This is a genomic window from Endozoicomonas sp. ALB032, from assembly GCF_049310125.1.
Lineage (GTDB): Bacteria > Pseudomonadota > Gammaproteobacteria > Pseudomonadales > Endozoicomonadaceae > Endozoicomonas_A.
This window is the reverse complement of record NZ_JBLYNW010000001.1, coordinates 1,146,861-1,171,342: the sequence shown is the minus strand read 5'-3', so window position 1 is coordinate 1,171,342 and position 24,482 is coordinate 1,146,861. Positions and strand designations below refer to the sequence as shown.

The window sequence follows — 24,482 nt, the reverse complement described above, 5'->3', positions numbered from 1 at the left end:
TGGCTATCAAAGTTCGCTGTGGCCAAACAATTACCTGTTTCAAAAACTCAGAAGATGGGAACACCTGAGAGCCATGTTCACTGGACAACACAAATCCTTTCTTTGGTTGCCTTCATGGTCTTGGTTCCCTATTTTGCTCCAGCCTTGATCAGGACTGCCACGCAGCCGGCATCGCCTTTCAGGAATGCGATGTAAAGTGGGGTGACTGGGGTGATGCCATCCATGGTACTGGCGACATGGGGATCTGCCCCGCCACTGATCAGGATTTCCACGCAATCGGTATGGCCTTGCCAGACTGCGATGAGCAGCGGGGTGGCGCCATCTGAAGCCCGGGGGACGTTGAGATCCACCCCGGCGTTGACCAGGAGTTTCAAGCACTCGGTGTTATTTTCTTGTATAGCGAAGGACAGCGGTGTGGCGCCATCCAACCTGGCGGCGTTGAGATCCGCCCCGGCGTTGATCAGGAGCTGCACGCAGTCGGTATTGCCTTTCGCAGTGGCAGCGAACAGTGGGGTGGCACCATCCGTAATCCTGACGGCGTTGAGATCCGCCCCGGCGTTGATCAGGAGTTTCATGCAGTCGGTATTGCCTTTCGCAGCAGCAGCGAACAGTGGAGTGGAGCCGTTATCGGTCTGGGCGTTGAGGTTCGCCCCGGCGTTGATCAGGAGTTTCACGGAGTCGACGCTATTTTCCTGGACAGCCATGAACAGTGCGGTGACCCCATCCTCAGTTTGTGCGCTGAGATCCACCTTGGCTTCGATCAGGGCTTGCAGGCATTCGATTTTATTTTCTTGTGCCGCAAAGAAGAGTGGGGTGGCGCCATCACTACTCCGGGCGGCGTTAAGGTCCGCCCCGGCCTTGATCAGGCGTTTCATGCATTCGATATTGCCTAGCACAGCAGCGATGAATAGCGGGGTGGCACCATCCTCAGTCCGGGCGTTCACATCCGCCCCGGCGTTGATCAGGAGTTTCAAACAGTCGGTATTACCCTTCAGGGCCGCGACGAACAGCGGGGTGGCGCCACCCGGAGTCCTGGCGATGTTGATATTCGCCCCGGCGTTGATCAGCAGTTTCACGCAGTCGGTATTGCCCTCCTGGACAGCGATGTAAAGCGGGGTGGCGTGATTCTTATTCCGGGCATCGAGATCCGCCCCGGCGTTGATCAGGAGTTTCAAACAGTCGCTATTGCCCTCCTCGGCAGCGACGAAAAGTGGGGTGGCGCCATTCTCATTCCGGGCATTGAGATCTGCCCCGGCGTTGATCAGGAGTTTCAAAATGTCGGTATTACCCTCCTGGGCAGCGACGAAAAGCGGGGTGGCGCCATTCTCATTCCGGGCGTTGAGATCCGCCCCGGCCTCGGTCAGGAGTTTCACGCAGTCGATGTTATTTTGTTGGGCAGCAATAAGCAGGGGGGTGTCGCCATTCTCGGTTCGGGCGTCGAGATTCGCCTTGGCTTTGATCAGGGCTTTCAGGCAGTTGATATTGCCTTTTGCCGCAGCGATGAGCAACGGGCTGGCGCCATCTGAATTCAGGGGAGGGTTGAGATTCGCCCCGGCGTCGATCAGGCGTTGCACGCAGTCGGTATTGCCCACCTGAGCTGCGATGTATAGCGGGGTGGCGCTATCCTTAGTCTGGGCGTCGAGATCCGCCCCGGCCTTGATCAGGATTTCCATGCAGTCGGTATTGCCTTTCTGGGCTGTGATGAAAAGCGGTGCGGAGCCATCTGAAGTCCGGGGGAGGTTCAGATCCGCCCCGGCCTCGATCAGGAGTTTTACGCAGTCGCTGTTGCCCTTCCAGGTTGCGATGAAAAGCGGTGTGGCGCCATCCGAAGTCCTGGCGGCATTGAGATTAGCCCCGGCGTTGATCAGGAGTTTCACGCAGTCTGTATGACCGAACTCAGTAGCGGTTAACAGTGCGGTGGCACCGTTCGTACGGGCAGTGTCGAGGTTCGCCCCAGCGTTTATCAGGCGTTTGACGACATCCGTGTGACCCCTGCTGGATGCTAACATCAGGGCAGTAAAGCCACCAATCATAACGGTATTGACATTGACTCCTTCTGCCAGTGACCTCTCCACCTGATCCAAATCCCCATATATACAGGCACGATAAAACGCCTGATCGGGGAAAAATGCATCCGGGTAAGCTTCACTGGTGTTCTGATTCACCAAAGGCATCGGATCTTGCCGACACATCGCGCAGCGGCGTGAGCCGATGGGCTGTTTAACAAAAGACTTCGAAAGACAGTCCAGATCAAAGAGGTGGCCACAACAATGGGTTTTGACAACCACAGGCGCTAAACTTCGGCCATGGAAGGGAGCCAGACAAATAGGACACTGATCGGCCTTCAGTGTCCATGGGGAGAGAGCGGCGAGTAATGCCAGATATATGTAGAACATTCTGTGCCTGTCGATAACTGCTGCGGCTTGGGTACAGGAAAGGAATGATAGTTCATTTATGTGTCTCTCAACGTTTGCTTTGGTTGAATAATCACTTGTTTCAAAAACTCAGAAGATGGGAACAACCAGGGCCGTGCTTACGGGCCATGTACCAACTCAGTCCGAGACCGACATTACGGCGGCACGGTTGGCGATTGTGGGTCAGTGCGATGAGGATAAAAGACCGCATTTGAATACCTGGCTAAAACGGATGGCCGTAGTACCTAAAGTGGAAAATCCACAAGGAGGCTCACATGAGAAAACAATGGAAGGGAACGCCAGAAAGCAGAGGCCATGAAGCCCGCCTGCGGTGGATTAGAAAAGCAGGTGGCAAGATTGATAAGAACAAAGCAGTAATGAAGATGCTTAAGAAAAGTATTAGAAAATGGAATACTAAACGCACTAAAAAACAACCACATAAATAGCAGCAAAAACATTACCAGCCGATGATTCAGGAATGAGCCAGCCCTAGCATGGCGACAATCTGTTTGGGTTCTCTGGCGAGCAGGTTCAGCAATACACGGGCAGGGCCGTTCGGTTTGCGGTCACCCCGCTCCCAGTGGCGAAGGGTGGGGAGTTTTACACCTACAGCCTGGGCAAACTCTTCCTGAGTCATATCGAGCTGCTGGCGAATGCCTTTGATGTCCAGGGGTGTCACCTCATGGACGATCGCACCTGTATTCTCACCTTTTGTGTAGGTTACGGCCTCTTCAAGGCCCTGGATAATGCTGTTCGCTACGCTTGCCATTTTTTCCATCCTCTTTCGAGTAGAGTGACTAACTGTTTCATGGTGTTGCGGTCTGCCTTTGACAGGTTTTCCTGTTGGTTTTTCCCATAAACCGTGAGCAGGAACAGGGGCATTGATGGATTCTTGTAGAAGTGAATAATCTGCACTCCTCCACTCTTGCCTGATGCACCTCTTCGCCACCGGAGCTTACGGATGCCGCCTGTACCCTTCATGATCTCACCAGCCTCAGGGTTTGCCGCCAGGTAATCAATGATATGGCGGCGTTCCTCACTGGATAGAAGGCTCTCAGCTTCGTCCTGATAGTTTTTCAGCTCAACGACCGTATGCATTAGAATGTAATCCAATGGATTAGTTCAGGCAAAGTATAATGGTTGGTAAGAAAGATGCAGGCCGGTGGTTTTTCGCACTACACCTGACTATTTAATGGCGAACCCTGATAAAGCGTAAAGACTAGCAATTTACAACAAGTCCATATAGTGCCCATATATGGACTTTTTCGTTAATTGGGCTTATCCTTTGACTGATAAATTTTTCATTATTGGAGTCAAGCATGAGCTCATCAACCTCACCTCGCATCACAACGGTATCGGCCTTCAAGAAAAAGCTGGCTTCTATGGATGTATCAGAGCCTGTAGTTGTAACCCAAAATGGGGAACCTTTGTATGTAGTTCAAGATCCTGTCCAGTTTGAGATGCAGCAGGAACAAATGGCTCTACTACGATTGCTATCTTTTGCCGAAAAAGATGTTCAGGCAGGCCGAACCGTATCATCTTCCGACCTTCGGGCTGGATTGAAAGGGCTTATTGATGAAGTTTGAGTATTCACTAGCTTTCCAATGTCAGCTTCATGACAGGTTTTATTATTTAGCTCGACACATCGGACAGGTAGCGGCTCAGGAGCTTCTTGATGGCTTTATTGTTGGATTTGAGAAAAGAGTGAATGGACATCCTGACAGTGCTCCATTGTGTATAGAGGCGGCAGAACTTGGGCTCACAACTTATCACGATTATGTTGATCCAAAACTCCAATTGCGAACAATCTATCGCTTTTCTGAGGCAGAGGGCGTTGTGTACCCATTGTTATTTTTGAGCACAAAACAAAGCATCCGGCAGGCTTTGATTCAATATTGTCTACGCCATTAACACCCTGTTTTATATTTTTTCCAAGAAAAACAATATAGGTACGTGATTTTTATGAAGATTTGTCACGGTTACGGGCCATGTACCTACTGGATAACACAACGCCTTTCTTTTGTTCTCTTCCTGACCTCAGTTCCCTACTTTGCTCCAGCCTTGATCAGGGCCTCCACGCAGTCGGTATTGCCCTTCGCGATTGCAATGGAGAGCGGGGTGGCACCATCTGTAGTCCTCACAGCATTGAGATCCGCCCCGGCGTTGATCAGGAATTTCACGCAGCCGGTATTGCCTTTCGAAGCAGCAAAGTGCAGCGGGGTGGAGCCAGTCTTAGTGTGAGCGTTGAGATCCGCCCCGGCGTTGATCAGGCGTTTCACGCAGTCGGAATTGCCCTTCAGGGCTGCGTTAAACAGCGGGGTGTGGCCATCCTCGCTCTGGGCATTGAGATCCGCCCCGGCGTCGAGAAGGAGTTTCACGCAGTCAGTGTCATTTTCTTGGGCAGCGAACAACAGCGCTGTGGAGCCATCCGACATGGCGGCGTTGAGACTCGCCTTGGCTTTAATCAGGGCTTTCACGCAGTCGGTATGGCCCAATGTAACAGCGATGACCAGCGGGGTGGTGCCATCTGTAGTCCGAGCGGCGTTGAGCTCCGCTCCGGCTTCGATCAGGGCTGTCAGGCAGTCGATGTCATTTTGCTGAGCAGCCATGAACAGCGGGGTGCTGCCATCGGACAAGGCAGCGTTGAAATCCGCCCCGGCGTTGATCAGGAGTTTCATGCAGACGATGTTATTTCTATAGACAGCCATCATCAGCGGTGTGGTGCCACCCGACATGGCGGCGTTGAGATCTGCCTCAGCTTCGATCAGGATTTTTACGCAGTCGTAGTTATTTTGCTGTGCAGCGATGTGCAGCGGGGTGACGCCATTCGACAAGGCGGCGTTGACGTCTGCCCCAGCTTCGATCAGGCGTTCGACGACGTCCCTGTGCCCCCTGCCGGATGCCAGCATCAAGGCAGTGAAACCAGCAGTCATAACGGCATTGACATTGACTCCTTCTGCCAGAGACCTCTCCACCTGATCCAGATCCCCGTTTAAACAGGCAAGATAAAACGTCTGATCGGGGAAAAATGTATCCGGGTGAGATTCACTGGTGTTCTGATTCACCACAGGCATCGGGTTTTGCCGACACATCGCGCACCGGCGTGAGCCGATGGGCTGATTAAAAAAACACCTCGAAATACAGTCCAGATCGAAGCGGTGACCACAACAGTGGGTTTTGACGACCACAGGCGCTGCACTTCGGCCATGGAAGGAAGCCAGACAAATAGGACAGTGATCGGCCTTCAGTGTCAAAGGGGAGAGGGTAGCGAACAGTGCCACACATAAGTAGAACATCTGTGTTGGTCAATAAGCAGTGTGGGTTAGATACAGAAAAGCATATTAGTTCATTTATATGACTATCAAAGTTTGCTGTGGCCAAACAATTATCTGTTTCAAAAACTCAGAAGATGGGAACACCTGAGAGCCCTGTTTACTGGACGGCATGACGTTTTTCTTTTGTTTCCTTCACTGCCTCTGTTCCCATCACTGCCTTAGCGTTGATGAGAAGTTTCACGCACTCGGTATTGCCTTTCGCAGCAGCAACGAACAGCGGAGTGGTGCCATCCTCGATTTGCGCATTGATATCCGCCTTGGCTTCGATCAGGATTTTCAGGCTGTCGATGTTATTTTGCTGGGCAGCGATAAACAGCGGGGTACCGCCATCGTCACTTCGGGCGTTGAGATCGGCCCCGGCGTTGATCAGGAGTTCCACGCAGTCGGTCTTGCCTTCCGCAGCAGCAGCGAACAGCGGGGTGGCGCCAGTCTTAATCCGGGCGTTGAGATCCGCCCCGGCGTTGATCAGGAGTTTCACGCAATCGGTATTGCCTTCCACAGCAGCAACGTACAGCGGGGTGCCGCCATGCGAAGTCCGGGCGTTGAGATCCGCCCCGGCGTTGATCAGGAGTTGCACGCAATCGGTATTGCCTTCCATAGCAGCAATGAACAGCGGAGTGATGCCATCCTCAGTTTGCGCATTGATATCCGCCTTGGCTTCGATCAGGATTTTCAGGCTGTCGAGATTATTTTGCTGAGCAGCCATGAACAGCGAGGTGGCGCCAGTCTTAGTCCGGGCATTGAGATCCGCCCCGGCGTTGATCAGGAGTTTCACGCATTCGGTGTTATTTTCTTGTGCAGCGACGAACAGCGGAGTGGCACCACGCGGCAAGGCGTCGTCGAGATCCGCCCCGGCGTTGATCAGGAGTTTCACGCATTCGATGTTATTTTCTTGTGCAGCCATGAACAGCGGGGTGGCGCCATCCTCATTCCGGGGGTTGAGATCCCCCCCGGCGTTGATCAGGTATTTCAGGCAGTCGGTATTATCGAACTCAGCAGCGATAAACAGTGCGGTGGCACTATTCAAACCGGCAGCGTCAAGGTTCGCCCCAGCGTTTATCAGGCGTTCGACGACATCCGTGTGCCCCCAGATGGCTGCCAACATCAAGGCCGTGAGATCATCAGTCATAACGGCATTGACATTAACCCCTTCTGCCAGAGACCTCTCTACCTGATCCAGATCTCCGTTTAAACAGGCATCATAAAAAGTCTGATCGGGGAAAAATGTATCCGGGTGAGATTCACTGGTGTTCTGATTCACCACAGGCATTGGGTTTTGCCGACACATCGCGCACTGGCGTGAGCCGATGGGCTGATCAACAAAGCACATCGAAAGACAGTCCAGATCGAAGAGGTGGCCGCAACATTGGGTTTTGACGACCACAGGCGCTTCACTTCGGCCATGGAAGGGAGCCAGACAAATAGGACAGTGATCGGCCTTCAGTGTCAAAGGGGAGACGGCAGCGAACAGTGCCAGACATAAGTAGAACATCTGTGTTGGTCAATAATCCGTGTGGGTTAGATAGAAAAAAGCATGTTAGTTCATTTTTATGGCTATCAAAGTTGGCTGTGCCCAAACAATCACTTGTTTCAAAAACTCAGAAGATGGGAACACCTGAGAGCCATGTTCACCGGGCAACATAAATCCTTTCTTTTGTTGCCTTCACGGTCTTTGTTCCTTTGTTCCAGCCTTGATCAGGGCTTCCATGCAGTCGATATTGCCCATCGCGGTTGCAATGGAGAGCGGGGTGGCACCATCCTCAGTCCGGGCGTTGAGATCTGTCCCGGCGTTGATCAGGAGTTTCACACAGTCGCTATTGCCCTTCCGGGCCGCCATGTGAAGAGGACTGGCACCATCCTTAATCCTGGCGATGTTGAGATCCGCCCCGGCTTCGATCAGGATTTTCAGGCTGTCGATGTTATTTTTTTGGGCAGCGATAAACAGCGGTGTAGCGCCATCCTCAGTTCGGGCGTTGAGATCTGCCCCGGCGTTGATCAGCAGTTTCACGCTGTCGGTATTGCCCTCCTGTGTGGCGACGAACAGCGGGGTGCCGCCATCCAAAGTCCGGGCGTCGAGAAGCGCTCCCGCTTTGATCAGGAGTTCCACGCATTCGGTGTTGCCTTGCGCAGCAGCAACGAACAGCGGGGTGCCGCCATCCAAAGTCCGGGCGTCGAGAAGCGCTCCCGCTTTGATCAGGAGTTCCACGCATTTGGTGTTGCCTTGCGCAGCAGCAACGAACAGCGGGGTGCCGCCATCCAAAGTCCGGGCTTTGAGATCCGCCCCGGCGTTGATCAGGAGTTCCACGCAGTCGGTATTGCCTTGCCCAGCAGCAACGATCAGCGGGGTGGTGCCATCCTCAATGTGCGCATTGATATCCGCCTTGGCTTCGATCAGGATTTTCAGGCTGTCGATGTTATTTTGTTGAGCAGCTATGAACAGCGGGGTGGCACCATCCGAAGTCCCGGCATTGAGAGCCGATCCGGCTCCGATCAGGATTTTAAGGCAGTCGGTATTGCCGTTCTGGGCTGCCATGAACAGCGGGGTGGCACCATCCGAAGTCCTGCCGTTGAGAGCCGCTCCGGCTTCGATCAGGATTTTAAGGCAGTCGGTATTGCCGTTCTGGGCTGCGATGAACGGTGGGTTGGCACCACTCTTAATCCGGGTGTTGAGATCTGCCTCAGCTTCAATCAGGATTTTCAGGCTGTCGATGTTATTTTTTTGGGCAGCGATAAACAGCGGGGTAGCGCCACCCTCAGTTCGGGCGTTGAGATCTGCCCCGGCGTTGATCAGAAGTTTCACGCAGTCGGTATTGCCCTCCTGTGTTGCGATGAACAGCGGGGTGACGCCATCCAAAGTCCGGCAGATGTTGGGATCCGCCCCGGCGATGATCAGGAGTTTTACGCAGTCGGCATTGCCTTTCGCAGCAGCAACGTGCAGCGGGGTAGCGCCAGTCTTGGTGCGGGCGTTGAGAACCGCCCCGGCGATGATCAGGCGTTTCACGCAATCGCTGTCACCGTACTCAGCAGCGATGAACAGTGCGGTGGCACCATTTGAACGGGCAGCGTCAAGGTTTGCCCCAGCATTGATCAGGCGCTCGATGACATCCGTGTGCCCTCTGTTGGATGCTAACATCAAGGCAGTGAAATCATTAGTCATAACGGCATTGACATTGACCCCTTCTGCCAGAGACCTCTCCACCTGATCCAGATCCCCATTTAAACAGGCACGATAAAACGTCTGATCGGGGAAAAATGTATCCGGGTGAGATTCACTGGTGTTCTGATTCACCACAGGCATCGGGTCCTGCCGACACATCGCGCACCGGCGTGAGCCGATGGGCTGACTAACAAAACACCTCGAAATACAGTCCAGATCGAAGCAGTAGCCGCAACATTGGGTTCTGACGACCACAGGCGCTTCACTGCGGCCATGGAAGGGAGCCAAACAAATAGGACAGTGATCAGCCTTCAATGTCAAAGGGGAGAGGGTAGCGAACAATGCCACAAATAAGTAGAACATCTGCTGGTAAATAAGCCGTGTAGGTTAGATACGGAAAAGCATATTAGTTCATTTATGCGACTATCAAAGTTGGCTGTGGCCAAATAATAACCTGTTTCAAAAACTCAGAAGATGGGAACGCCTGAGAGCCATGTTCACTGGGCAACATAAATCCTTTCTTTTGTTGCCTTCACGGTCTTTGTTCCTTTGCTCCAGCCTTGATCAGGGCTTCCACGCAGTCGGTATTGCCCATCGCGGTTGCAATGGAGAGCGGGGTGGCACCATCCTCAGTTTGCGCATTGATATCCGCCTTGGCTTCGATCAGGATTTTCAGGCTGTCGATGTTATTTTGTTGGGCAGCGATAAACAGCGGGGTAATGCCATCCTGAGTCCGGGCGTTGAGATCTGCCCCGGCGTTGATCAGGAGTTTCACGCAGTCGGTCTTGCCCTCCTGTGATGCGATGAACAGCGGGGTGGTGCCATCCGAAGTCTGGCAGATGTTGAGATCCGCCCCGGCTTTGATAAGGAGACTCACGCAGTCGCTATTGCCTTTCGCAGCAGCAATGAACAGCGGGGTGCTGCCATCATCAATTTGGGCATTGAGATCCGCCTTGGCTTCGATCAGGATTTTCAGGCTGTCGATGTTATTTTGCTGAGCAGCCATGAACAGCGGGGTGATGCCATCCGGAGTCCTGGCGTTGAAAGCCGCCCCGGCTTCGATCAGGATTTTAAGGCAGTGGGTATTGCCCTTCTGGGCTGACATGAGCAGGGGGGTGACACCACGCTTAATGGTCGCAGCGTTGAGATCCGCCCCGGCTTCGATCAGGAATATCAGGCAGTCGGTATTGCCGTTCTGGGCTGCCATGAACAGAGGCGTGGTACCATCCTCAATCCTGGCGGCGTTGAGATTCGCCCCGGCTTCGATCAGGAGTATCAGGCAGTCGGTATTGCCGTTCTGGGCTGCGATGAACGCTGGGCTGGCACCACTCTTAATCCCGATGTTGAGATCTGCCCCGGCTTCAATCAGGATTTTCAGGCTGTCGATGTTATTGTTTTGGGTAGCGATAAACAGCGGGGTAGCGCCATTCTGAGTCCGGACGTTTAGATCCGCCCCGGCGTTGATCAGCATTTTGACGCAGTCGGTATTGTCCTCCTGTGATGCCATAAACAGCGGGGTGCCGCCTTTCGAAGTCCGGGCGTCGAGAAGCGCTCCCGCTTTGATCAGGATTTGCAGGCATTCGGTGTTGCCTTTCGCAGCAGCAACTAATAGTGGGGTGGTGCCATCCGACAGTGCGGCTTTGTGATCAGCCCCGGCGTTGACCAGGCGTTTAACGCAGTCGGCATTGCCGTACTCAGTAGCGATGAACAGTGCGGTGGCGCCATCCTTAGCCCGGGCGTTGAGATCTGCCCCGGCTTCGATCAGAATTTTAAGGCATTCGGTATTGCCTTTCGCAGCAGCCATGGACAGAGGAGTGACACCATCCTCAAACGCGGCGGTGTTGAGATCTGCTTCGGCTTCGATCAGGATTTTAAGGCTGTCGATGTTATTTTTTTGGGCAGCGATAAACAGCGGTGTAGCGCCATCCTCAGTTCGGGCGTTGAGATCTGCACCGGCGTTGATCAGCCTATTCACGCTGTCGGTATTGCCCTCCTGTGTGGCGATGAACAGCGGGGTTTCGCCACCCGACGGGGTGGCGTTGAGATCCGCCCCGGCGTTGATCAGGAGTCTCACACAGTCGGTATTGCCCTTCTGTGATGTGATGTACAGTGCGGTGGCACCTCTCCAAGTGGCAGCGTCAAGGTTTGCTCCGGCGTTGATCAGGAGTTTTACGCAGTCGGTGTTATTTTCTTGTGCAGCGAGGAACAGCGCAGTGGCGCCATCTTCATGCCGAGCGGCGTTGACATCCGCCCCGGCATTGATCAGGCGTTCGACGACGTCAGTCTGCCCCCCACCAGATGCCAACATCAAGGCAGTTGAGCCATCAGTCATAAAAGCATTGACGTTGACCCCCTCTGCCAAAGACTTCTCCACCTGATCCAAATCCCCGTGAAGACAGGCATTATAAAAAGTCTGATCGGGGAAAAATGTATCCGGGTGAGATTCACTGGTGTTCTGATTCACGACAGGCATCGGGTTTTGCCGACACATCGCGCAACGGCGTGAGCCGATGGGCTGATTAAAAAAACACCTCGAAATACAGTCCAGATCGAAACGGTGACCACAACATTGGGTTTTGACAACCACAGGCGCTTCACTGCGGCCATGGAAGGGAGCCAAACAAATCGGACAGTGACCGGCCTTCAGTGCCAGAGGGGAGAGGGTAGCGAACAGTGCAACACATAAGTAGAACATCTGTGTTGGTCAATAAGCCGTGTGGGTTAGGTTCAAAAAAGCATATTAGTTCATTTATACGACTATCAAAGTTCGCTGTGGCCAAATAATCACCTGTTTCAAAAACTCAGAAGACAGGAACAACTGAGAGCTCTATTTTACAGGACAGCATGACGCTTTTCCTTTGTTTCCTTCACTCTGTTCCCATCTCTGCCTTAGCGTTGATGAGAAGTTTTACGCACTCGGTATTGCCCATCTCGGTTGCGATGGACAGCGGAGTGACGCCATTCGGCAGGGCAGCGTCAAGATCTGCCCCGGCGTTGATCAGGAGCTTTGCGCATTCGGTGTTACCATTCGCAGCAGCAACTAGTAGCGGGGTGGTGCCATCCGGCAAGGCGGTGTTGAGATCCGCCCCGGCGTTGACCAGGCGTTTGACGCAGTCGGCATTGCTGTACTCAGTAGCGATGAACAGTGCGGTGGCGCCATCCTTGGCCCGGGCGCTGAGATCTGCCCCGGCTTCGATCAGGATTTTAAGGCATTCGATATTGCCTTTCGCAGCAGCCATGGACAGAGGAGTGGCACCATGCTTAAACGCGGCGGTGTTGAGATCTGCCTCGGCTTCGATCAGGATTTTAAGGCTGTCGATGTTATTTTTTTCGGCAGCGATAAACAGCGGTGTAGCGCCATTCTCAGTTTGGGCGTTGAGATCTGCACCGGCGTTGATCAGCCTATTCACGCTGTCGGTATTGCCCTGCTGTGTGGCGATGAACAGTGGGGTGCCGCCGTCCAAAGTTCGGGGGGCGTCGAGAAGCGCTCCCGCTTTGATCAGGAGTTCCACGCATTCGGTGTTGCCTCTCTCAGCAGCAACGAACAGCGGGGTGGCGCCACCCGACGGGGTGGCGTTGAGATCCGCCCCGGCGTTGATCAGGAGTCTCACACAGTCGGTATTGCCCTTCTGTGATGCAATGTACAGTGCGGTGGCACCACTCCAAATGGCAGCGTCAAGGTTTGCTCCGGCGTTGATCAGGAGTTTTACGCAGTCGGTGTTATTTTCTTGTGCAGCGAGTAACAGCGCAGTGGCACCATCTTCATGCCGAGCGGCGTTGACATCCGCCCCGGCATTGATCAGGCGTTCGACGACGTCAGTGTGCCCCACACCAGATGCCCACATCAAGGCAGTGAAGCCGTCAGTCATAACAGCATTGACATTGACCCCCTCTGCCAGAGACCTCTCCACCTGATCCAAATCCCCGTGAAGACAGGCATTATAAAAAGTCTGATCGGGGAAAAATGTATCCGGGTGAGATTCACTGGTGTTCTGATTCACCACAGGCATCGGGTCTTGCCGACACATCGCGCACTGGCGTGAGCCGATGGGCTGATCAACAAAGCACATCGAAAGACAGTCCAGATCGAAGCGGTGACCACAACATTGGGTTCTGACGACCACAGGCGCTTCACTGCGGCCATGGAAGGGAGCCAGACAAACAGGACAGTGATCGGCCTTCAGTGTCCATGGGCAGAGGCTAGCGAACAATGCCAGATATAAGTAGAACATTTACACTGGTCAAATAATTTGTGCGGGTTGGATACAAGAAAGGGAATGATAGTTCATTCGTATGGCTATCAAAGTTGGCTGTGGCCCAATAGTCTCCTGTTTCAAAAACTCAGAAGATGGGAACACCTGAGCCCTGTTTACTGGACAGCATGACGTTCTTCTTTTGTTTCCTTCACTGCCTCTGTTTCCATCTCTGCCTCAGCGTTGATGAGGAGTTTAACGCAGTCGGTATTGCCCATCTTGATTGCTAGGGACATTGGGGTGGCGCCGTCCGAAGTCCTGGCGGCATTGAGATCCGCCCCGGCGTTGATGAGAAGTTTCACGCAGTCGGTATTGCCCGTCTTGATTGCTATGAACAGAGGGGTGGCGCCATCCTTAATCTTGGCGGTGTTGAGATTCGCCCCGGCTTCGATCAGGAGTATCAGGCAGTCGGTATTGCCGTTCTGGGCTGCGATGAACGGTGGGCTGGCACCACTCTTAATCCGGATGTTGGGATCTGCCCCGGCTTCAATCAGAATTTTCAGGCTGTCGATGTTATTTTTTTGGGCAGCGATAAACAGCGGAGTAGCGCCATCCTCAGTCCGGGCGTTGAGATCTGCCCCGGCGTTGATCAGCATTTTCACGCAGTCGCTATTGCCCTCCTGTGATGCGATGAACAGCGCGGTGCCGCCTTTCGAAGTCCGGGCGTTGAGAAGCGCTCCCGCTTTGATCAGGAGTTCCACGCATTCGGTGCTGCCTTGTGCAGCAGCGACGAACAGCGGGGTGGTGCCAGTCTTGGTGTGGGCGTTGAGATCCGCTCCGGCGTTGATCAGGAGTTTCACGCATGCGGTGTTATTTTCTTGTGCAGCGACGTAAAGCGGGGTGGCGCTATATTCAGTCTGGGCATTGAGATCCGCCCCGGCTTCGATCAGGATTTTCAGGCAGTCGATGTTATTTTGTTGGGCAGCGATGAATAGCGGGGTGGCGCCATCTGAAGTGTGGGGGGCATTGAAATCCGCCCCGGCTTCGATCAGGATTTTCAGGCAGTCGGTATTACCGTTCTGGGCTGCGATAAACGTTGGGTTCGCACCACTCTTAGTCCGGATGTTGAGATCTGCCCCGCCACTGATAAGGATTTCCACGAGATCGCTATTGCCCTCCTGTGTTGCAAAGAGCAGCGGGTTGGCGCCATCCGACGAGGCGGCATTGATATCTGCCCCGCCACTGATAAGGATTTCCACGCAATCGGTATGGCCTTTCCAGACTGCGATGAGAAGCGGGGTTTCGCCACTCTTGGTTCTCGCGTTGAGATCCGCCCCGGCGTTGATCAGGAGTTGCACGCAGATGGTATTGCCTTTCACCGCAGCGGCAAACAGCGGGGTGGTGCCAGTCTCTGTGCAAGCGTTAAGAGCTGCCCCGGCGTTGATCAGGCGTTTCACGCAGCCGGTATTACCATACTCAGCAGCGATGAACAGTGCGGTGGCGCCATTCGAACGGGCAGCGTCAAGGTTCGCCCCAGCGTTGATCAGGCGATCGACGACATCTGTGTGCCCGCTGACGGATGCCAACATCAAGGCATTGAGATCAGCAGTCATAACGGCATTGACATTGACCCCTTCTGCCAGAGACCTCTGCACCTGATCGAGATCCCCGTGAAGACAGGCATTATAAAAAGTCTGATCGGGGAAAAATGTATCCGGGTGAGATTCACTGGTGTTCTGATTCACCACAGGCATCGGGTTTTGCCGACACATCGCGCACCGGCGTGAGCCGATGGGCTGATCAACAAAGCACATCGAAAGACAGTCCAGATCGAAGCGGTGACCACAACATTGGGTTCTGATAACCACAGGCGCTTCACTTCGGCCATGGAAGGGAGCCAAACAAATAGGACAGTGATCGGCCTTCAGTGTCCATGGGCAGAGGCTAGCGAACAATGCCACACATAAGTAGAACATCTGTGTTGGTCAATAAGCCGTTTGGGTTAGATACAAAAAAGCATGTTAGTCCATTTATATTGCTATCAAAGTTTGCTGTGGCGAAATAATCACCTGCTTCAAAAACTCAGAAGGTGGGACCACCTGAGAGCCCTGTTTACTGGACAGCATGACGCTTTTCTTTTGTTACCTTCACTGCCTCTGCTCCCATCTCTGCCTTAGCGTTGATGAGAAGTTTCACTCAGTCGGTATTGCCTTTCGCAGCGGCGACAAACAGCGGGGTGGCGCCACCCTCATTCCGGGCGTTGAGATCCGCCCCGGCGTTGATCAGGAGCTGCACGCATTCGGTGTTATTTTCTTGAGCAGCGATGAGCAACGGGGTGGCGCCATCCCAAATTTGCGCATTGATATCCGCCCTGGCTTCGATCAGCATTTTCAGACTGTCGATGTTATTTTGCTGAGCAGTGATGAACAGGGGGGTAGCGCCATCCTCATTCCGGGCGTTGAGAGCCGCCCCGGCGTTGATCAGGCGTTTCACGCAGTCGGTATTGCCTTTCGCAGCAGCAATGTACAGCGGGGTGGTGCCATCCGAAGTCCGGGAGATGTTGAGATCTGCCCCAGCGTTGATCAGGAGTTCTACGCAGTCGGTGTTGCCTTCCGCAGCAGCAGCGTACAGCGGGGAGGCGCCATCCGAAGTCCGGCAGATGTTGAGATCCGCCCCGGCGTTGATCAGGCGTTTCACGCAGTCGTTGTTACCGTACTCAGCAGCGATGAACAACGGGGTGGCGCCATCCTTAGCCCGGGCGTTGAGATTCGCCCCGGCTTCGATCAGGATTGTAAGGCATTCGGTATTGCCCTTCTGGGCTGCCATGGACAGAGGAGTGGCGCCATCCGACCTGGCGGCGTTGAGATCAACCCCGGCGTTGATCAGGTGTTTCACGCAGTCGGTATTACCATACTCAGCAGCGATGAACAGTGCGGTGGCACCAGTCGAACAGGCGGCGTCGAGATTCGCCCCAGCGCTGATCAGGCGTTCGACGATGTCCATATATCCCCTGCCGGATGCCAACATCAAGGCAGTGAAGCCACCCATCATAACAGCATTGACATTCACCCCTTCTGCCAGAGATCTCTCCACCTGATCCAGATCCCCGTTTAAACAGGCATTATAAAATGTCCGATCGGGGAAAAATGTATCCGGGTGAGATTCACTGGTGTTCTGATTCACCACAGGCATCGGGTCCTGCCGACACATCGCGCACCGGCGTGAGCCGATGGGCTGATCAACAAAGCACATCGAAAGACAGTTCAGATCGAAGCGGTGACCACAACATTGGGTTCTGACAACCACAGGCGCTTCACTGCGGCTATGGAAGGGAGCCAAGCAAATAGGACAGTGATCGGCCTTCAGTGTCCATGGGGAGAGGGTAGCGAACAATGCCAAACATAAGTAGAACATCTGTGTTGGCCGACAAGCAGTGCGGTTTAGATACAAAAAAGCATATTAGTTCATTTTTATGGTTATCAATCTTCACCGCCTATGTTCCCTACCTTGCCCCGGCGGTGATAAGGAGCTTAACGCAGTCGGTATTGCCCATCTCGATTGCCATGGACAGTGGGGTGGCGCTGTCCGAAGTCCTGGCGGCATTGAGATCCGCCCCAGCGTCGATCAGGAGTCTCAGGCAGTCGGAATTGCCTTTTGCAGCAGCGGCAAACACTGGGGTGGCGCCATCTTTAGTCCTGGCGGTGCTGAGATCCGCCCCGGCCTTGATCAGGATTATCAGACAGTCGCTATTGCCCTTCTCGGCTGCCATGAGCAGAGGGGTGGCACCATCCTTAATCCTGGCGGCGTTGAGATCCGCCCCGGCTTCGATCAGGAGTCTCAGGCAGTCGGTATTGCCGTTCTGGGCTGCGATGAACGGTGGGCTGGCACCACTCTTAATCCGGATGTTAAGATCTGCCTCGGCTTCAATCAGGATTTTCAGGCTGTTGATGTTATTTTTTTGGGCAGCGATAAACAGCGGAGTAGCTCCATCCTTAGTCCGGGCGTTGAAATCTGCCCCGGCGTTGATCAGCATTTTCACGCAGTCGTCATTGCCCTCCTGTGATGCGAAGAACAGCGGGGTGGCGCCATGCGAAGTCCGGGCGTCGAGAAGCGCTCCCGCTTTGATCAGGAGTTCCGCGCATTCGGTGTTGCCTTTCGCAGCAGCAACTAACAGCGGGGTGGTGCCATCCGACAGGGTGGGGTTGAGATCAACCCCGGCGTTGATCAGGCGTTTCACGCAGTCGGTATTACCATACTCAGCAGCGATGAGCAGTGCGGTGGCACCAGTCGAACAGGCGGCGTCGAGATTCGCCCCAGCGCTGATCAGGCGTTCGACGATGTCCATGTACCCCCTGCCGGATGCCAACATCAAGGCAGTGAAGCCACCCATCATAACAGCATTGACATTGACCCCTTCTGCCAGAGATCTCTCCACCTGATCCAGATCCCCGTTTAAACAGGCATTATAAAAAGTCTGATCGGGGAAAAATGTATCCGGGTAAGATTCACTGGTGTTCTGATTTACCACAGGCATCGGGTTTTGCCGACACATTGCGCAACGGCGTGAGCCGATGGGCTGATCGACAAAACACCTCGTTATACAGCCCAGATCGAAGCGGTGGCCGCAACATTGGGTTTTGACGACCACAGGCGCCACATTTCGGCCATGGAAGGGAGCCAGACAAACAGGACAGTGATCGGTCGTCAGTGTCAAAGGGGAGAGGGTAGCGAACAATGCCACACATAAGTAGAACATCTGTGTTGGCCAACAATCAGTGCGGGTTAGATACAAAAAAGCATATTAGTTCATTTATACGGCTATCAAAGTTTGTTGTGGCCAAACAATCACCTGTTTCAAAAACTCAGAAGATGACAACACCTGAGAGCCACGTTCACTGGACAACATAAATCCCTGCTTTTGTTGCCTTCACGGCCTTTGTTCCCTACTTTGCTCCGGCCTTGATCAGGGCTTCCATGCAATCGGTATTGCCGATCGTGGTTGCAATGGAGAGAGGGGTGGTACCATCTGAAGTCCTGGCGGCGTTGAGATTTGCATTTGCTTCGATCAGTATTTTTACGCAGTCGGTATTGCCTTTCGAAGCAGCAGCGTGCAGCGGGGTGGTGCCATCCGACACGGTGGCATTGAGATCTGCCTCAGCGTTGATCAGGAGTTTCAAACATTCGGTTTTGCCTCGCGCAGCAGCGGCGAACAGAGGGGTGACGCCATAGGAAGTCCGGGCGTTGAGAAGTGCTCCCGCTTTGATCAGGAGTTCCACGCATTCGGTGCTGCCTTTCCCAGCAGCAACGAACAGCGGGGTCTCGCCATTCGACATGGTGGCGTTGAGATCCGCCCCGGCGTTGATCAGGCGTTTCACGCAGTCGGTGTTATTTTCATGGGCAGCGATTAACAACGGGGTGGCGCCATCCTTAGCCCGGGCGTTGAGATTCGCCCCGGCTTCGATCAGGATTGTAAGGCATTCGGTATTGCCCATCTGGGCTGCCATGGACAGAGGAGTGGCGCCATCCGACCTGGCGGCGTTGCGATCAACCCCGGCGTTGATCAGGTGTTTCACGCAGTCGGTATTACCATACTCAGCAGCGATGAACAGTGCGGTGGCACCAGTCGAACAGGCGGCGTCGAGATTCGCCCCAGCGCTGATCAGGCGTTCGACGATGTCCATATACCCCCTGCCGGATGCCAACATCAAGGCAGTGAAGCCACCCATCATAACAGCATTGACATTGACTCCTTCTGCCAGTGACCTCTCCACCTGATCCAGATCCCCGTTTAAACAGGCATTATAAAAAGTCTGATCGGGGAAAAATGTATCCGGGTGAGATTCACTGGTGTTCTGATTCACCACAGGCATCGGGTCCTGCCGACACATCGCGCACCGGCGTGAGCCGGTGGGCTGTTCAACAAAACACCTTGTTATACAGTCCAGATCGAAGCGGTGACCACAACATTGGGTTCTGACGACCACAGGCACTTCACTTCGGCCATGGAAGGGAGCCAAACAAATAGGACAGTGATCGGCCTTCAGTGTCCATGGGGAGAGGGTAACGAACAATGCCAGACTTAAATAGAACATCTGTGTTGGTCCACAAGCCGTGTGGGTTAGATACAGAAAAGCATATTAGTTCATTTATATGGCTATCAAAGTTCGCTGTGGCCAAACAATCACCTGTTTTAAAAACTCAGAAGATGGGAACACCTGAAAGCTTTGTTTACTGGATAGCACAGGGCCTTTCTTGTTTTCCCGTCCTTACCTTGCCCCGGCGTTGATCAGGAGTACCAGACATTCGATATTGCCTTTCGCTATAGCAGCGTGCAGCGGGGTGGTGCCACTCATTGTGCGGGCGTTGAGATCCGCCCCGGCGTTGATCAGGAGTTTCACGCAGTCGGTATTGCCTTTCAGGGCTGCAACGAACAGCGGGGTGGTGCCAGTATTAGTGCAGGCGTTGAGATCCACCCCGGCGTTGATCAGGCGTTTTACGCATTCGATGTTATTTTCTTGTGCAGCGATGAACAACGGGGTCACAGCGTCCTTAATCCTGCCGACATTGAGACCCGCCCCGGCTTCGATCAGGATTTTAAGGCAGTCAGCATTGCCCTTCTGGGCTGCCATGAGCAGAGGGGTGGCACCATCCTTAATCCTGGCGACGTTGAAATTCGCCCCGGCTTCGATCAGGATTATCAGGCAGTCGGTATTGCCGTTCTGGGCTGCGATGAACACTGGGCTGGCACCACTATTAATAACGGTGTTGAGACCTGCCTCGGCTTCAATCAGGATTTTCAGGCTGTCGATATTATTTTTTTGGGCAGCGATAAACAGCGGGGTAGCGCCATCCTCGGTCTGTAAGTTGAGATCTGCACCGGCGTTGATCAGCATTTTCACGCAGCCGGTATTGCCCTCCTGTGTTGCGATGAACAGCGAGGTGGTGCCATAGGAGGTCTGGGCGTTGAGAAGCGCTCCCGCTTTGATCAGGCGTTTCACGCAGTCGGTATTACCGAACTCACAAGCGATGTACAGTGCGGTGGCGCCATCCTTATTCCGGGTGTTGAGAGCCGCCCCGGCTTCAATCAGGATTTTCAGGCTGTCGATGTTATTTTTTTTGACAGCGATAAACAACGGGCTAGCGCCATCCCGGGTCCGGACGTTGAGATCCGCCCCGGCGTTGATCAGGCGTTTCACGCAGTCGTTGTTACCGTACTCAGCAGCGATGAACAACGGGGTGGCGCCATCCTTAGCCCGGGCGTTGAGATTCGCCCCGGCTTCGATCAGGATTTTAAGGCATTCGGTATTGCCCTTCTGGGCTGCCATGGACAGAGGAGTGGCGCCATCCGACCTGGCGGCGTTAAGATCAACCCCGGCGTTGATCAGGTGTTTCACGCAGTCGGTATTACCATACTCAGCAGCGATGAACAGTGCGGTGGCACCAGTCGAACAGGCGGCGTCGAGATTCGCCCCAGCGCTGATCAGGCGTTCGACGATGTCCATATATCCCCTGCCGGATGCCAACATCAAGGCAGTGAAGCCACCCATCATAACAGCATTGACATTGACCCCTTCTGCCAGAGATCTCTCCACCTGATCCAGATCCCCGTTTAAACAGGCATTATAAAATGTCCGATCGGGGAAAAATGTATCCGGGTGAGATTCACTGGTGTTCTGATTCACCACAGGCATCGGGTCCTGCCGACACATCGCGCACCGGCGTGAGCCGATGGGCTGTTCAACAAAACACCTCGTTATACAGTCCAGATCGAAGCGGTGACCACAACATTGGGTTCTGACGACCACAGGCGCTTCACTTCGGCCATGGAAGGGAGCCAAACAAATAGGACAGTGATCGGCCTTCAGTGTCCATGGGGAGAGGGTAACGAACAATGCCAGACTTAAATAGAACATCTGTGTTGGTCCACAAGCCGTGTGGGTTAGATACAGAAAAGCATATTAGTTCATTTATATGGCTATCAAAGTTCGCTGTGGCCAAACAATCACCTGTTTTAAAAACTCAGAAGATGGGAACACCTGAAAGCTTTGTTTACTGGATAGCACAGGGCCTTTCTTGTTTTCCCGTCCTTACCTTGCCCCGGCGTTGATCAGGAGTACCAGACATTCGATATTGCCTTTCGCTACAGCAGCGTGCAGCGGGGCGGTGCCATTCATAGTGCGGGCGTTGAGATCCGCCCCGGCGTTGATCAGGAGTTTCACGCAGTCGGTATTGCCTTTCAGGGCTGCAACGAACAGCGGGGTGGTGCCAGTATTAGTGCAGGCGTTGAGATCCACCCCGGCGTTGATCAGGCGTTTTACGCATTCGATGTTATTTTCTTGTGCAGCGATGAACAACGGGGTCACAGCGTCCTTAATCCTGCCGACATTGAGACCCGCCCCGGCTTCGATCAGGATTTTAAGGCAGTCAGCATTGCCCTTCTGGGCTGCCATGAGCAGAGGGGTGGCACCATCCTTAATCCTGGCGACGTTGAAATTCGCCCCGGCTTCGATCAGGATTATCAGGCAGTCGGTATTGCCGTTCTGGGCTGCGATGAACACTGGGCTGGCACCACTATTAATAACGGTGTTGAGACCTGCCTCGGCTTCAATCAGGATTTTCAGGCTGTCGATATTATTTTTTTGGGCAGCGATAAACAGCGGGGTAGCGCCATCCTCGGTCTGTAAGTTGAGATCTGCACCGGCGTTGATCAGCATTTTCACGCAGCCGGTATTGCCCTCCTGTGTTGCGATGAACAGCGAGGTGGCACCATAGGAGGTCTGGGGGTTGAGAAGCGCTCCCGCTTTGATCAGGAGTTCCACGCAGTCGGTGTTGCCTTTTGCAGCAGCAATGAACAGAGCGGTGGCGCCATCCGACAGGGTGGCGCTGAGATCCGCCCCGGCGTTGATCAGGCGTTTCACGCAGTCGGTATTACCGAACTCACAAGCGATGTACAGTGCAGTGGCGCCATCCTTATTCCGGGTGTTGAGAGCCGCCCCGGCTTCAATCAGGATTTTCAGGCTGTCGATGTTATTTTTTTTGACAGCGATAAACAACGGGCTAGCGCCATCCCGGGTCCGGACGTTGAGATCTGCCCCGGCGTTGATCAGCATTTTGACGCAGTCGGTATTGCCCTCCTGTGATGCCATGAACAGCGGGGTGGCGCCATTCGAAGTTCGGGCGTCGAGAAGCGCTCCTGCTTTGATCAGGATTTGCACGCATTCGGTGTTGCCTTTCGCAGCAGCAATTAATAGCGGGGTGGTGTCATCCGACAGTGTGGCCTTGGGATCAGCCCCGGCGTTGATCAGGCGTTTCAGGCAGTCGGCATTACCGTACTCAGTAGCGATGAACAGTGCGGTGGCGCCATTCGAACGGGCAGTGTCAGGGTTCGCCCCAGCGTTGACCAGGCGTTCGACGACATCCGTGTGCCCGCTGATGGATGCCAACATCAAGGCAGTGAGACCATCAGTCATAACGGCATTGACATTGACGCCTTCTGCCAGAGACCTCTCCACCTGATCCAGATCCCCGTCTAAACAGGCACGATAAAACGTCTCATCGGGGAAAAAATTATCCGGGTAAGATTCACTGGTGTTCTCATTCACCACAGGCATCGGGTTTTGCCGACACATTGCGCAGCGGCGTGAGCCGATGGGCTGATCAACAAAACACCTCGTTATACAGTCCAGATCGAAGCGGTGGCCGCAACATTGGGTTTTGACGACCACAGGCGCTTCACTTCGGCCATGGAAGGGAGTCCAACAAATAGGACAGTGATCGGCCCTCAGTGTCGATGGGGAGAGGATAGCGAGCAATGCCACATATAAGTAGAACATCTGTGTTGGTCAGTAGTTTGGGTTGGATACAAAAAAAAGAATGGTAGTTCATTTATATGGCTATCAAAGTTTGCTGTGGTCAAATAATCACCTGTTTTTAAAAATTCAGAAGACAGGAACAACTGAGAGCCCTTTTTACTGAACAGCATGAAGCTTTTCCTTTGTTTCCTTCACTGCCTCTGTTCCCACCTCTGCCTCAGCGTTGATGAGGAGTTTCATGCTGTCGGTATTGCCCATCTTGATTGCTATGGACAGCGGGGTGGCACCATCCGAAGTCCTGGCAACGTTGAGATTTGCCCCGGCGTTGATCAGGAGTTCTACGCAGTCGGTATTGCCATTCAGGGCTGCGATGAACAGCGGGGTGGCACCATCTGAAGCCCTAGCAGCGTTGAGATCTGCCCCGACGCGGATCAGGATTTCTGCGCAATCGGTATGGCCATTCAGGGCTGCGATGAAAAGTGGGGTGACGCCATCCATAGACCAGACAGCATTGAGATCAGCCCCCCCAGCGATAAGAGTTTCCACGCAATCGGTATGGCCTTCCCAGACTGCGATGTGAAGCGGGGTGCCGCCATTGTTAGTTCTCACGTTGAGATCTGCGTTGGCTTCGGTCAGGGCTTTCACGCTGTTGGTATTGCCATTCAGGGCAGCGATGAATAGTGGGGTTGTACCCTTCTTAGTCCGGGCATTGATATTCGCCCCGGCCCTGACCAGGATTTTCACGCAGTCGGTGTTATTTTCCTGGGCAGCAAAGAACAGCGGGGTGGCACCATCCGATAAGGCGGCGTTGATATCCGCCCCGCCGTTGATCAGGAGTTTCACGCAGTCGGTTTTGCCCTGCCTTGCAGCGATCAACAGTACAGTGGCACCATCTGAAAAGTTGGCGTTGAGATCCGCTCCGGCGTTGATCAGGAGCTTCACGCAATCAATGTTATTTTTCTGGACAGCAAAGAATATGGCAGTGGCACTCGTTGTTGAGGTGGCGTTGAGATTCGCCCCGGCGTTGATCAGGTGTTCGACGATTGCCTTGTGCCCCCCGTAAGATGCCATCATCAAGCCAGTGAAATCATCAAGCATAACGGCATTGACATTGACTCCTTCTGCCAGAGACCTCTCCACCTGATCCAAATCCCCTTCATAACAGGCATCATAAAACACCTGATCGGGAAAAAATGTATCCGGATGAGATTCACTGGTGTTTTGATTCACCATAGGCATCGGATCTTGCCGACACATCGCGCACTGGCGTGAGCCAATGGGCTGATCAGCAAAACATTTCGAAATACAGTCCAGATCGAAGAGGTGACCACAACATTGGGTTTTGACGACCACAGGCGCTTCAACTCGGCCATGGAAGGGAGCCAAACAAATAGGACAGTGATCGGCCTTCAGTGTCCATGGGGAGAGAGTGGCGAGCAATGCCACATATAGGTAGAACATTCTGTGCCAGTCGATAAGTCGTGCGGCTTGGGTACAGAAAAGGAATGATAGTTCATTTATGTGTCTCCCAAACTTTGCTGTGGTTAAACAATCACCTGTTTCAAAAACTC

General features: G+C 53.7%; 18 protein-coding genes. 3 read left to right on the top strand and 15 right to left on the bottom strand.

Features of this window, described 5'->3' with window-relative positions; genetic code table 11:
• Positions 1 to 128: 128 nt before the first annotated feature.
• Positions 129 to 2,396 (bottom strand): ankyrin repeat domain-containing protein, encoded by a 2,268-nt coding sequence (locus ACO6VG_RS03640; RefSeq protein ID WP_422135626.1) that lies wholly within the window; start codon positions 2,394 to 2,396, stop codon positions 129 to 131.
• A gap of 293 nt (positions 2,397 to 2,689) precedes the next feature.
• On the opposite strand from ACO6VG_RS03640, the gene ACO6VG_RS03635 reads away from it, so the two are divergent.
• On the top strand, positions 2,690 to 2,860 hold the full coding sequence (locus tag ACO6VG_RS03635; RefSeq protein ID WP_422135625.1) for a hypothetical protein: 171 nt from the start codon (positions 2,690 to 2,692) through the stop codon (positions 2,858 to 2,860).
• A gap of 26 nt (positions 2,861 to 2,886) precedes the next feature.
• Here ACO6VG_RS03635 and ACO6VG_RS03630 read toward each other — a convergent pair whose 3' ends face one another.
• Entirely contained in the window at positions 2,887 to 3,183 is a 297-nt protein-coding gene (locus ACO6VG_RS03630; protein ID WP_422135624.1) for a helix-turn-helix domain-containing protein, read from the bottom strand.
• On the bottom strand, positions 3,171 to 3,512 hold the full coding sequence (locus tag ACO6VG_RS03625; RefSeq protein WP_422135623.1) for a hypothetical protein: 342 nt from the start codon (positions 3,510 to 3,512) through the stop codon (positions 3,171 to 3,173). Before ACO6VG_RS03625 ends, ACO6VG_RS03630 begins: the two co-directional genes overlap by 13 nt.
• Before the next feature lie 221 nt (positions 3,513 to 3,733).
• On the opposite strand from ACO6VG_RS03625, the gene ACO6VG_RS03620 reads away from it, so the two are divergent.
• Both ACO6VG_RS03620 and ACO6VG_RS03615 read left to right on the top strand, forming a co-directional pair.
• Positions 3,734 to 4,000 carry a type II toxin-antitoxin system Phd/YefM family antitoxin gene (locus ACO6VG_RS03620; RefSeq protein WP_422135622.1) on the top strand — a complete coding sequence of 89 codons (267 nt, stop codon included), beginning with the start codon at positions 3,734 to 3,736 and terminating at the stop codon, positions 3,998 to 4,000.
• Positions 3,990 to 4,325: a hypothetical protein gene (locus ACO6VG_RS03615; protein ID WP_422135621.1), complete on the top strand. Its 336-nt coding sequence runs from the start codon at positions 3,990 to 3,992 to the stop codon at positions 4,323 to 4,325. Before ACO6VG_RS03620 ends, ACO6VG_RS03615 begins: the two co-directional genes overlap by 11 nt.
• Positions 4,326 to 4,459: 134 nt before the next feature.
• Here ACO6VG_RS03615 and ACO6VG_RS03610 read toward each other — a convergent pair whose 3' ends face one another.
• The 12 genes from ACO6VG_RS03610 to ACO6VG_RS03555 all read right to left on the bottom strand — a co-directional run bounded on the left by ACO6VG_RS03610 (position 4,460) and on the right by ACO6VG_RS03555 (position 24,372).
• Positions 4,460 to 5,710 carry an ankyrin repeat domain-containing protein gene (locus tag ACO6VG_RS03610; RefSeq protein WP_422135620.1) on the bottom strand — a complete coding sequence of 417 codons (1,251 nt, stop codon included), beginning with the start codon at positions 5,708 to 5,710 and terminating at the stop codon, positions 4,460 to 4,462.
• Between the two features lie 136 nt (positions 5,711 to 5,846).
• Positions 5,847 to 7,241, bottom strand: coding sequence for an ankyrin repeat domain-containing protein (locus ACO6VG_RS03605; RefSeq protein WP_422135619.1), 1,395 nt, complete (start codon positions 7,239 to 7,241; stop codon positions 5,847 to 5,849).
• A gap of 171 nt (positions 7,242 to 7,412) precedes the next feature.
• Positions 7,413 to 9,269 carry an ankyrin repeat domain-containing protein gene (locus ACO6VG_RS03600; protein WP_422135618.1) on the bottom strand — a complete coding sequence of 619 codons (1,857 nt, stop codon included), beginning with the start codon at positions 9,267 to 9,269 and terminating at the stop codon, positions 7,413 to 7,415.
• A 169-nt stretch (positions 9,270 to 9,438) separates the two neighbouring features.
• A complete protein-coding gene (locus ACO6VG_RS03595; RefSeq protein ID WP_422135617.1) occupies positions 9,439 to 11,601 on the bottom strand; it encodes an ankyrin repeat domain-containing protein in 2,163 nt (720 codons plus the stop codon).
• Positions 11,602 to 11,773: 172 nt separating this feature from the next.
• A complete protein-coding gene (locus ACO6VG_RS03590; RefSeq protein ID WP_422135616.1) occupies positions 11,774 to 13,138 on the bottom strand; it encodes an ankyrin repeat domain-containing protein in 1,365 nt (454 codons plus the stop codon).
• A 137-nt stretch (positions 13,139 to 13,275) separates the two neighbouring features.
• A complete protein-coding gene (locus tag ACO6VG_RS03585) occupies positions 13,276 to 15,075 on the bottom strand; it encodes an ankyrin repeat domain-containing protein (RefSeq protein ID WP_422472770.1) in 1,800 nt (599 codons plus the stop codon).
• 220 nt (positions 15,076 to 15,295) lie between these two features.
• Positions 15,296 to 16,513 carry an ankyrin repeat domain-containing protein gene (locus ACO6VG_RS03580; protein ID WP_422472768.1) on the bottom strand — a complete coding sequence of 406 codons (1,218 nt, stop codon included), beginning with the start codon at positions 16,511 to 16,513 and terminating at the stop codon, positions 15,296 to 15,298.
• Positions 16,514 to 16,601: 88 nt separating this feature from the next.
• Positions 16,602 to 17,855: an ankyrin repeat domain-containing protein gene (locus tag ACO6VG_RS03575; protein WP_422135614.1), complete on the bottom strand. Its 1,254-nt coding sequence runs from the start codon at positions 17,853 to 17,855 to the stop codon at positions 16,602 to 16,604.
• 187 nt (positions 17,856 to 18,042) lie between these two features.
• Positions 18,043 to 19,191, bottom strand: coding sequence for an ankyrin repeat domain-containing protein (locus ACO6VG_RS03570; RefSeq protein ID WP_422472766.1), 1,149 nt, complete (start codon positions 19,189 to 19,191; stop codon positions 18,043 to 18,045).
• A gap of 174 nt (positions 19,192 to 19,365) precedes the next feature.
• Positions 19,366 to 21,012 (bottom strand): ankyrin repeat domain-containing protein, encoded by a 1,647-nt coding sequence (locus ACO6VG_RS03565; protein ID WP_422472764.1) that lies wholly within the window; start codon positions 21,010 to 21,012, stop codon positions 19,366 to 19,368.
• Positions 21,013 to 21,186: 174 nt separating this feature from the next.
• On the bottom strand, positions 21,187 to 22,932 hold the full coding sequence (locus ACO6VG_RS03560) for an ankyrin repeat domain-containing protein (protein WP_422472762.1): 1,746 nt from the start codon (positions 22,930 to 22,932) through the stop codon (positions 21,187 to 21,189).
• 135 nt (positions 22,933 to 23,067) lie between these two features.
• A complete protein-coding gene (locus tag ACO6VG_RS03555; RefSeq protein ID WP_422472760.1) occupies positions 23,068 to 24,372 on the bottom strand; it encodes an ankyrin repeat domain-containing protein in 1,305 nt (434 codons plus the stop codon).
• Positions 24,373 to 24,482: the final 110 nt, after the last annotated feature.

Coding starts and splice junctions, on each gene's coding strand:
- ACO6VG_RS03610 (WP_422135620.1), bottom strand. CDS start 5,710: ATGTTCTACTTATGTGTGGCACTGTTCGCTACCCTCTCCCCTTTGACA.
- ACO6VG_RS03560 (WP_422472762.1), bottom strand. CDS start 22,932: ATGTTCTACTTATATGTGGCATTGCTCGCTATCCTCTCCCCATCGACA.
- ACO6VG_RS03555 (WP_422472760.1), bottom strand. CDS start 24,372: ATGTTCTACCTATATGTGGCATTGCTCGCCACTCTCTCCCCATGGACA.
- ACO6VG_RS03640 (WP_422135626.1), bottom strand. CDS start 2,396: ATGTTCTACATATATCTGGCATTACTCGCCGCTCTCTCCCCATGGACA.
- ACO6VG_RS03635 (WP_422135625.1), top strand. CDS start 2,690: ATGAGAAAACAATGGAAGGGAACGCCAGAAAGCAGAGGCCATGAAGCC.
- ACO6VG_RS03565 (WP_422472764.1), bottom strand. CDS start 21,012: ATGTTCTATTTAAGTCTGGCATTGTTCGTTACCCTCTCCCCATGGACA.
- ACO6VG_RS03590 (WP_422135616.1), bottom strand. CDS start 13,138: ATGTTCTACTTATATCTGGCATTGTTCGCTAGCCTCTGCCCATGGACA.
- ACO6VG_RS03585 (WP_422472770.1), bottom strand. CDS start 15,075: ATGTTCTACTTATGTGTGGCATTGTTCGCTAGCCTCTGCCCATGGACA.
- ACO6VG_RS03595 (WP_422135617.1), bottom strand. CDS start 11,601: ATGTTCTACTTATGTGTTGCACTGTTCGCTACCCTCTCCCCTCTGGCA.
- ACO6VG_RS03600 (WP_422135618.1), bottom strand. CDS start 9,269: ATGTTCTACTTATTTGTGGCATTGTTCGCTACCCTCTCCCCTTTGACA.
- ACO6VG_RS03570 (WP_422472766.1), bottom strand. CDS start 19,191: ATGTTCTATTTAAGTCTGGCATTGTTCGTTACCCTCTCCCCATGGACA.
- ACO6VG_RS03580 (WP_422472768.1), bottom strand. CDS start 16,513: ATGTTCTACTTATGTTTGGCATTGTTCGCTACCCTCTCCCCATGGACA.
- ACO6VG_RS03620 (WP_422135622.1), top strand. CDS start 3,734: ATGAGCTCATCAACCTCACCTCGCATCACAACGGTATCGGCCTTCAAG.
- ACO6VG_RS03630 (WP_422135624.1), bottom strand. CDS start 3,183: ATGGCAAGCGTAGCGAACAGCATTATCCAGGGCCTTGAAGAGGCCGTA.
- ACO6VG_RS03615 (WP_422135621.1), top strand. CDS start 3,990: ATGAAGTTTGAGTATTCACTAGCTTTCCAATGTCAGCTTCATGACAGG.
- ACO6VG_RS03575 (WP_422135614.1), bottom strand. CDS start 17,855: ATGTTCTACTTATGTGTGGCATTGTTCGCTACCCTCTCCCCTTTGACA.
- ACO6VG_RS03625 (WP_422135623.1), bottom strand. CDS start 3,512: ATGCATACGGTCGTTGAGCTGAAAAACTATCAGGACGAAGCTGAGAGC.
- ACO6VG_RS03605 (WP_422135619.1), bottom strand. CDS start 7,241: ATGTTCTACTTATGTCTGGCACTGTTCGCTGCCGTCTCCCCTTTGACA.